Origin of the sequence: Streptomyces regalis (assembly GCF_001509475.1) — a bacterium.
GTDB classification, from domain to species: domain Bacteria; phylum Actinomycetota; class Actinomycetes; order Streptomycetales; family Streptomycetaceae; genus Streptomyces; species Streptomyces regalis.
The window spans coordinates 1-6,426 of the sequence record NZ_LLZG01000155.1 but is presented as its reverse complement, the minus strand read 5'-3'; the positions used below and the strand labels follow the sequence as shown (position 1 = coordinate 6,426).

8 protein-coding genes are annotated in these 6,426 nt (G+C 66.7%); 3 read left to right on the top strand and 5 right to left on the bottom strand.

Annotation, left to right across the window (positions count from 1 at the left end):
• Positions 1-398: 398 nt before the first annotated feature.
• From ADL12_RS20265 to ADL12_RS20255, 3 genes are all read right to left on the bottom strand, one after another.
• A complete protein-coding gene (locus ADL12_RS20265) occupies positions 399-2,459 on the bottom strand; it encodes a PA14 domain-containing protein (RefSeq protein ID WP_062704086.1) in 2,061 nt (686 codons plus the stop codon).
• Positions 2,460-2,642: 183 nt separating this feature from the next.
• Positions 2,643-2,852: a hypothetical protein gene (locus ADL12_RS20260; RefSeq protein ID WP_062704087.1), complete on the bottom strand. Its 210-nt coding sequence runs from the start codon at positions 2,850-2,852 to the stop codon at positions 2,643-2,645.
• Between the two features lie 5 nt (positions 2,853-2,857).
• Positions 2,858-3,064: a hypothetical protein gene (locus tag ADL12_RS20255; RefSeq protein ID WP_062704085.1), complete on the bottom strand. Its 207-nt coding sequence runs from the start codon at positions 3,062-3,064 to the stop codon at positions 2,858-2,860.
• A gap of 193 nt (positions 3,065-3,257) precedes the next feature.
• Here ADL12_RS20255 and ADL12_RS20250 point away from each other — a divergent pair, with 193 nt between their 5' ends.
• From ADL12_RS20250 to ADL12_RS20240, 3 genes are read left to right on the top strand one after another with little or no spacing between them, the layout of a single operon-like run.
• A complete protein-coding gene (locus ADL12_RS20250; protein ID WP_062704084.1) occupies positions 3,258-3,518 on the top strand; it encodes a hypothetical protein in 261 nt (86 codons plus the stop codon).
• Complete coding sequence (locus ADL12_RS20245; protein WP_062704083.1) at positions 3,490-4,017, top strand: DUF6879 family protein; 528 nt, start codon at positions 3,490-3,492, stop codon at positions 4,015-4,017. The genes ADL12_RS20250 and ADL12_RS20245 overlap by 29 nt, the downstream gene beginning before the upstream one ends.
• 23 nt (positions 4,018-4,040) lie before the next feature.
• Positions 4,041-4,892, top strand: a complete 852-nt coding sequence (locus ADL12_RS20240; protein WP_062704082.1) for a helix-turn-helix domain-containing protein — start codon at positions 4,041-4,043, stop codon at positions 4,890-4,892.
• 173 nt (positions 4,893-5,065) lie between these two features.
• Here the strand turns inward: ADL12_RS20240 and ADL12_RS20235 are convergent, their stop codons facing one another.
• Together ADL12_RS20235 and ADL12_RS20230 are read right to left on the bottom strand one after the other, a co-directional pair.
• The gene (locus ADL12_RS20235) at positions 5,066-5,266 is read right to left on the bottom strand and encodes a DUF397 domain-containing protein (protein WP_062704081.1); all 201 of its coding nucleotides are present in this window, start codon (positions 5,264-5,266) and stop codon (positions 5,066-5,068) included.
• A 10-nt stretch (positions 5,267-5,276) separates the two neighbouring features.
• The gene (locus ADL12_RS20230; protein WP_062704080.1) at positions 5,277-6,158 is read right to left on the bottom strand and encodes a helix-turn-helix domain-containing protein; all 882 of its coding nucleotides are present in this window, start codon (positions 6,156-6,158) and stop codon (positions 5,277-5,279) included.
• Between the last annotated feature and the right edge of the window lie 268 nt (positions 6,159-6,426).

The window sequence follows — 6,426 nt, the reverse complement described above, 5'->3', positions numbered from 1 at the left end:
GGTGTTCGCGAAGAACTGCCGCTTGAAGACCGGCGACGTGCAGGTCGTCGCGGCGGAGGCGGGCGCGGTGACGGCGGTGAGGAGACCGCCCGCGGTGGCGAGCACGACAGCGGCGGCGGCCGCGGTGGTCGTGCGTCTGGCTGGGTTCATGGATCCTCGGTCGTGATCGGCGTTGGCCGGGGAAGGGCTGGTGACGATCACGACTCGTGGAGCGGCCGATGGGTTGTACGGGTGAGCCTGTGACTTTGGGCGGTGCGCCAGGGAACTGGAGAACCAGGTCGCGGCGCTGCAGTCCCGGGTGGCCGAGCTTCAGGCCGCCGTCGAAGGGGCCCGGGGGTTCAGCAACCCCCGGGCCCCTTCACTCTTCACTTTCGGCGTTCTCGGCGTTTTCCTTCGCCTCAGCTGCCGCTGGGCAGCGTGACGGCGGTGGTCACGTCCGTGAACGCCTCCGTGCCGTCCTCCTTGGTGAAGGAGGCGTAGTAGTAGACCGTGCTCCCGGCCGGCGCGGCGGTGTCGGTCCAGTACGGGGTCGTCGCGGGCGCCTGCGTCACACGGACCCAGGTGTTCGTCGCGCGGTCCCAGCGGTGGACGTGGTAGCCGTCGGCCTCCGTGAAGGACGTGCCGTAACAGTACGGATCCACCTGGACGTTGCCCGACTGGTCGACGAATGAGCCCAGATCGCACGCCGTGGCCTCGGGGGCGGCGGTCGTCGGGCGGACGTCGAGCTCGTTGACGAAGACCAGGGAGACCGGGTCGCTCCAGTAGGTGCCGTCGCCCTCGGGGTCGCCGATGAACTCCGCGACATTGCCGTAGCGGTCCACGGCGACGACGACGTAGTGCTTCTCCTCGCCGTCCGCCGGCATGCGCAGCAGCGTCTCCGACCTGGTGGCGTCCACCTTGCCGATCGAGTCGGGGTACTTGGACGGATGCGACTGCTCGTAGATCCAGTACTCGGCGAGGTCCTCCACCGGGCTCGGGTCCCAGTCGAGCTTGACGCCGTACTCCAAGGCCTGCGCGGTCAGGTTGGTCACGGCCGGCGGGGCGATCTCGTCGCCGGGGCGGGTGACGAGGATCTCCCGGGACGGGACGGACCAGCGGCCGTAGATGTCCTTGCGCCGCACCAAGTAGGCGTAGGTGGCGCCCTGGTCGCCGTCGTAGTCGGTGCACTTGCGGACCGTGTTTCCGGCCGCGTCGGTGCTCGTGGCGCGGTCGCGGCAGTTGACGGTCGTCCAGGTGCGGGTGCCGTCGGCCGGGGCGGGCGAGCGCAGGACCGTGTAGGTCTCGGTGTCGTTCTCCGCGGGCTCGCTCCAGCTGATCACCGCGCCGTACGACGGGGTGGTGGCGGTGACGTTCTGCGGCGGGGTGATGGTCGGGACGCCGCTGACGACGGTGGAGTAGGTGTGGTTCCAGGCCGCGTCGTAGGCGAGGACCTTGTAGTCGTACGACACGCCGTACAGCGCCGAGGTGTCCGACCAGCTCGTCTCGGTGGTCTCGGGGTGCTCGGTCCAGGTGGTCTCCGAGCTCTTCTTGCTGAAGACCGAGAAGGCGACGACGTCCGTGGGGGCCGTCCAGGAAAGGTTGTTGGCGTTCGGGGTGCTCGTGACCGTCAGCACGGGCGCGGCGGGCGCGGTGAAGTCGGGTGTAGGGACCGGGCCCTGAGCGGCGGTGCCCACCGACTCGTTGCCGGCCTTGTCGTAGGCCCGGATCTGATAGACGTACGACTGTCCGGTCGACGGCGGCGTGTCGGAGAAGGTGCGGCTGGTGGTCGTACCGACGCGGGTCCAGGTGCTGGTGCCCGCCGGCGCCCGGTAGACGCGGTAACCCGCGAGGTCCATCTCCTTGTTGGCCGCCCAGCCGAGGACCGCCGTGTTGCCGGTGGTGCCCGTGCGGTAGGTCCAGGTGGCGCCGGTGGGGGCGAGCGGCTTGACCTTGTCGTAGGTCGCCGAGGTGCGCGGCACGTAGCCGAACTTGACCTTGGCGCTTCCGGTCCAGTTGACGTAGTCGATGCGGAGGGTGTGCTTGCCGGACGGGATCGTCACGTTGACGGTCTTCGACACGGTCGTGGAGGTGTTCTTCCACAGGTCGATCTTGCGGGCGCCGGTCGTGCCCGGGTCCAGGTAGACACGGATGCCGTCCAGGCCGGAGGCGGTGAAGGTGAAGGGGCCGCCGGAGCCGAAGTCACGGGTGACGGTCCAGCGGACGCCGAAGTAGTTGCTGGGCAGCCCGGTGGCGGGGGCGCCGGTGCCCCAGTTCTGGTCGATGACGCTGTCGCAGTCGGTCTTCTTCGGGGTGCCGGAGAAGGTGGTGTTGGTGTTCGCGAAGAACTGCCGCTTGAAGACCGGCGACGTGCAGGTCGTCGCGGCGGAGGCGGGCGCGGTGACGGCGGTGAGGAGACCGCCCGCGGTGGCAAGCACGACAGCGGCGGCGGCCGCGGTGGTCGTGCGTCTGGCTGGGTTCATGGATCCTCGGTCGTGATCGTCGCTGGCCGGAGAGGACTGGCGACGATCATGACTCTTGGGGTGGCTGATGGGTTGTGCGGGTGGGGCTGTGACTCTGACTGGGACGAAGCATCTTCGGTGGACCTGCGACGCCTGGCCGCCAGCATCGACACAGCTGCCAAGGAATACGCTCTCAAGTTCTGATCACTGGCCCCGCATCGCCTCCGCCACCTTCTCGGCCACGTCCGCACGCACCATGCCGAGGTGCACGTACGGCTTGCCGCTGTGCGTCACCATCGGACGCACACTGCCCCAGACGCTTTCGGGGAGACCGAGACTGGCCAGGGCAGCCCGGATCGCCTCCGCCGCGTCGGTGGCCTGCTTGCGGCCGTCCCGGTAGGTCTGCATGTCCATCGGCATCAGTGGCCGCCCGCGTGGTCGCGTACGTTCCTTGCGTGTTTCGCGGCCTTGGTGATGCTGCCCTTGTTCTTCGCGGCGTTGAGCTGTCTCCACTCGGACTGACAGCGGGCACAGTCCTTCACTGGGGCACAGTCCAGGAGCCAGGCGTCCAGGCCGGTCGGCAGAACTACGGGTGGTTCCTGCGTCGTCTTGTGCTTCGTGGTCATGGATACTCCCCGAATCTTCGTGGCTTCACCCTGTGACGCTAGGGACCCGGTCTGCGCTGACGCGAGCGATGTGCACCGATGTACACACTGATGTACTCGCCCTAGTCACTGGGAACTTCGCACCCTTGACGTCCCCTTCGAGCCGAGCAAAGGTTGCGAACATTGGTGCACGCCGTGCGAGTTGGAGGAGATCGTGTCGATAGAGTTCATCGGGATCGACCCGAACACCGGGGAGGGTGAGAGCCCCACTGTGTGGGCCGACCAGGAAAGGCAAGAACTCGTCTTCCAGGGATGGAAGGCGGGGCCCGAACTCGAAGCCGAGTGCGCGGCGTTCGAGGTCCCCGGCCATGCGAAGGGCATCCCGGACCACGAGGCAGTCGTCCGGATCCCGGCCACTATGGTGCACATCATCAGGGAGGCATGCGATGCCATCGAGCGTCCCCACATGGGATGAGCTGCTCGGTTCCGCCCAACGGTCCGCTGTGCACTGGGAGATGAGGGACTCCTACGCGGTCGACTACGAGACAGGACCCTTTGCCGACTGGCGAGCCGGCGTCCGCCTCGCCCCGGAGGACCGCGAGGCCTGGTGGCGGCCGTGGCACTCCCTGATCACCGAGACGGTCGCTCGGGGTGTCGTCGTACGACGGGTCCGCATCGTGTCCGAGCCGGTGAGCGAATACACGCACTTCCTGTACGACGGGACGTTCAAGAACATCATCGCCGGGGAGCAGGTGCGGTGGCTCCCTCGTCGTCAGGCCTCGGACATCGCACTGCCCGGCAACGACGGGTGGCTCATCGACGGTCGCCTCGTCCGGTGGAACCACTTCACCGGGGACGGCGCCTCAGCGGGCGGCGAGATCAGTGAGGACCCTGCGGCGGCGAAACTGTGCGCCGAGGCGTTCGAGGCGGCTTGGGCGCGGGCCATCCCACACGAGAACTACAAGATCCGCTAGCGCGAAGGCAGACCGGCCAGCTCATGCCCATCTCTCCGTCATCCGCCGCCCAGGCTGCCCGCGAAGGCGTCGCCCAGCGACTGCGCGAGCTACGCGCCGAGGCAGGTATCACGGGCACTGAGCTGGCCGACCGCTGCGGCTGGACGCACTCGAAGACCTCCCGCATCGAGAACGCCCGCACCCCTCCGTCACCCGACGACATCCGCCGGTGGTGCGAGGTGTGCGACGCGGTCGGCCAGGCACCCGACATCATCGCCCAGTCGCACAACGCCGAGGCGATGTACGTGGAGTGGCGGCGTCGGCTTCGGACTGGGCTGAAGCAGCTCCAGAACAGTTATGTCCCCCTATTCCAGTCGACCCAGTTGTTCCGCGTCTACTCCGCGACCCTGGTGCCGGGCCTGTTGCAGACCGAGGGGTACGCCACCGGTCTGATGACGGCGATCACCGACTTTCGAGAGATCCCCAACGATGTAGCAGAAGCGGTGACAGCTCGGCTTGAACGCTCCCGCATCCTCCACGAGCAGGGGCGTCGCTTCGTCCTCGTCGTGGAGGAGTCCGCGCTTTACCACCAGGTCGCTGACGCCGAGGCCATGGCCGCCCAACTTGGATATCTGCTGACCGCCGGGGCGCTCCCAGCCGTCTCCCTCGGCGTGATCCCGAAGGCGACGCCGTCGCGGCCTATCTGGCCCATGGAAACTTTCCACATGTACGACGACGCCTTCGTCTCGGTCGAGCTGTTGTCGGCTCGGATCACGGTCACCCAGCCCAGTGACATTGCCCTGTATGTGAATGCGTTCGAGCAACTGCGTAGCCTCGCCGTCTACGGCGTCGGGGCACGGGCACTGATCGTCAAGGCTATCGACGCACTCAGCTAGCAAACGGCAGTCCCCTAGTTCATGCCGTTCGCAGCGAGGTAACTCCGTGCGGACTCCAATGCTTGATCACGCTCATCTACGGAACCGCCGAAGAAGACGTCGTGACGATCATCATCTCGATTCAGCCAGGATAGATACCAACCCATCGGCCTCAGTCCTAGGGAACGGCGCGGTCAGAGCCGGGAGTTGCTGACAGGGCCGGCCTTGAGGGTGTGTAGAAGGGCGGCGAGGCCTTCGGGAGCGGTGGCCAGGATGACGTCCGGGGTGTCGCTCTCGCGGAGGCGGATCGTTCCGTCGGGGGCGGTGGCGACATATAGACAGTTGCCTTCGGGGCCGCCGCTGTACGACGACTTCTGCCAGTGCAGTTCGGGCATCGGGGCCTCCTCAGAGGGTGTAGAGCACATGCTGGACAAGGGCCAGCGAATCCTTCACCGAGTGTGTTTCGGGGGCCAACGATACGTCGATGGGTGCGAGGGCGTTATCCGCGATGCGGTCGAACAGGGAGCCGTACTCATCAAGCTGGCGCTGCTGCACCAAGTAGTAAGAGCCCAGAAGCTGTTCGACCACAACGGTGCCCAACCTCGGTTCCGCTGGGATGACATGCGCGAAGTTGCCGGTGAGGGCGGCGTGCGCCCGGGCCGTGAACGGATAGATCTGGATGGTCACGTTCGGCAGACGCGCCAGCTCGATCAGGTGCAGCAGCTGCTCCCGGACGACATCGGTGCTGCCGAACCGCATGCGCAACGCGGACTCGTGGATGACGGCGTGCACGGACGGCGGGTTGTCGCGTGTCAGGATGTGCTGCCGTTCCATGCGGAAGCGCAATGCCTCCTCGATGTTCGTGAAGCCCAGGTCGGGGCTCGTGAAGATGGAGCGCGTGTAGTCCTCGGTCTGGAAGAGGCCCGGGATGAACAGCGGCTCGTGCGTCCTGATGTCCACGGCCTCTGATTCGAGCTCGGCCAGGTTCAGAGGGTCAGGCCCCAGGTGCTTCCTGTACGCACGCCACCAGCCTTTGCCGCTGGACTCGGACATGGCGACCAGCGCCTCAATATAGGGCTCCTCCGAGCAACCGTAAACGCGGCAGAGGTCGAGCAATCGCCCAGTGAGGACAGAGGTTCGGCCGGCCTCGATGTGGCCCAGTTGTCCGCGCGTCATGCCGATCTGATCGGCGGCATCAGTCGTGGACAACCCGGCTTGCTCGCGCAGTTGTTTGAGTTCGAAGCCGAGTCGCCGCTGTCGTTCGCTGATGGTGGTGCGCAGTCCCACGGGTTCTCCTTGGTGATCGGATCAAAGTCTGCCCCGTGTCCGGGGGTTAGTCCATCAGCTTGAGTGAATAGGTTGCTCGCGAGAACCCGTTGTCGCTACCTTGAGTGAGGCGCCGATAACGCATCGGAGTCACTCAACTCCCCCTGCCCGCAAGCGAAAGTGCACCCGAACCGGCAGCCGGCCGGACCCGGGCGGAGCCATCGCGGGCACTCACCACCCCACCAGACAGGAGCCGCCACCCATGGACCCATCCCGCCAAGCCCCCCAC

Excerpts from the sequence above, each read along its gene's own strand:
- ADL12_RS20265 (WP_062704086.1), bottom strand. The coding sequence starts at position 2,459 with ATGAACCCAGCCAGACGCACGACCACCGCGGCCGCCGCCGCTGTCGTG.
- ADL12_RS20260 (WP_062704087.1), bottom strand. The coding sequence starts at position 2,852 with ATGGACATGCAGACCTACCGGGACGGCCGCAAGCAGGCCACCGACGCG.
- ADL12_RS20255 (WP_062704085.1), bottom strand. The coding sequence starts at position 3,064 with ATGACCACGAAGCACAAGACGACGCAGGAACCACCCGTAGTTCTGCCG.
- ADL12_RS20245 (WP_062704083.1), top strand. The coding sequence starts at position 3,490 with ATGCCATCGAGCGTCCCCACATGGGATGAGCTGCTCGGTTCCGCCCAA.
- ADL12_RS20240 (WP_062704082.1), top strand. The coding sequence starts at position 4,041 with ATGCCCATCTCTCCGTCATCCGCCGCCCAGGCTGCCCGCGAAGGCGTC.
- ADL12_RS20235 (WP_062704081.1), bottom strand. The coding sequence starts at position 5,266 with ATGCCCGAACTGCACTGGCAGAAGTCGTCGTACAGCGGCGGCCCCGAA.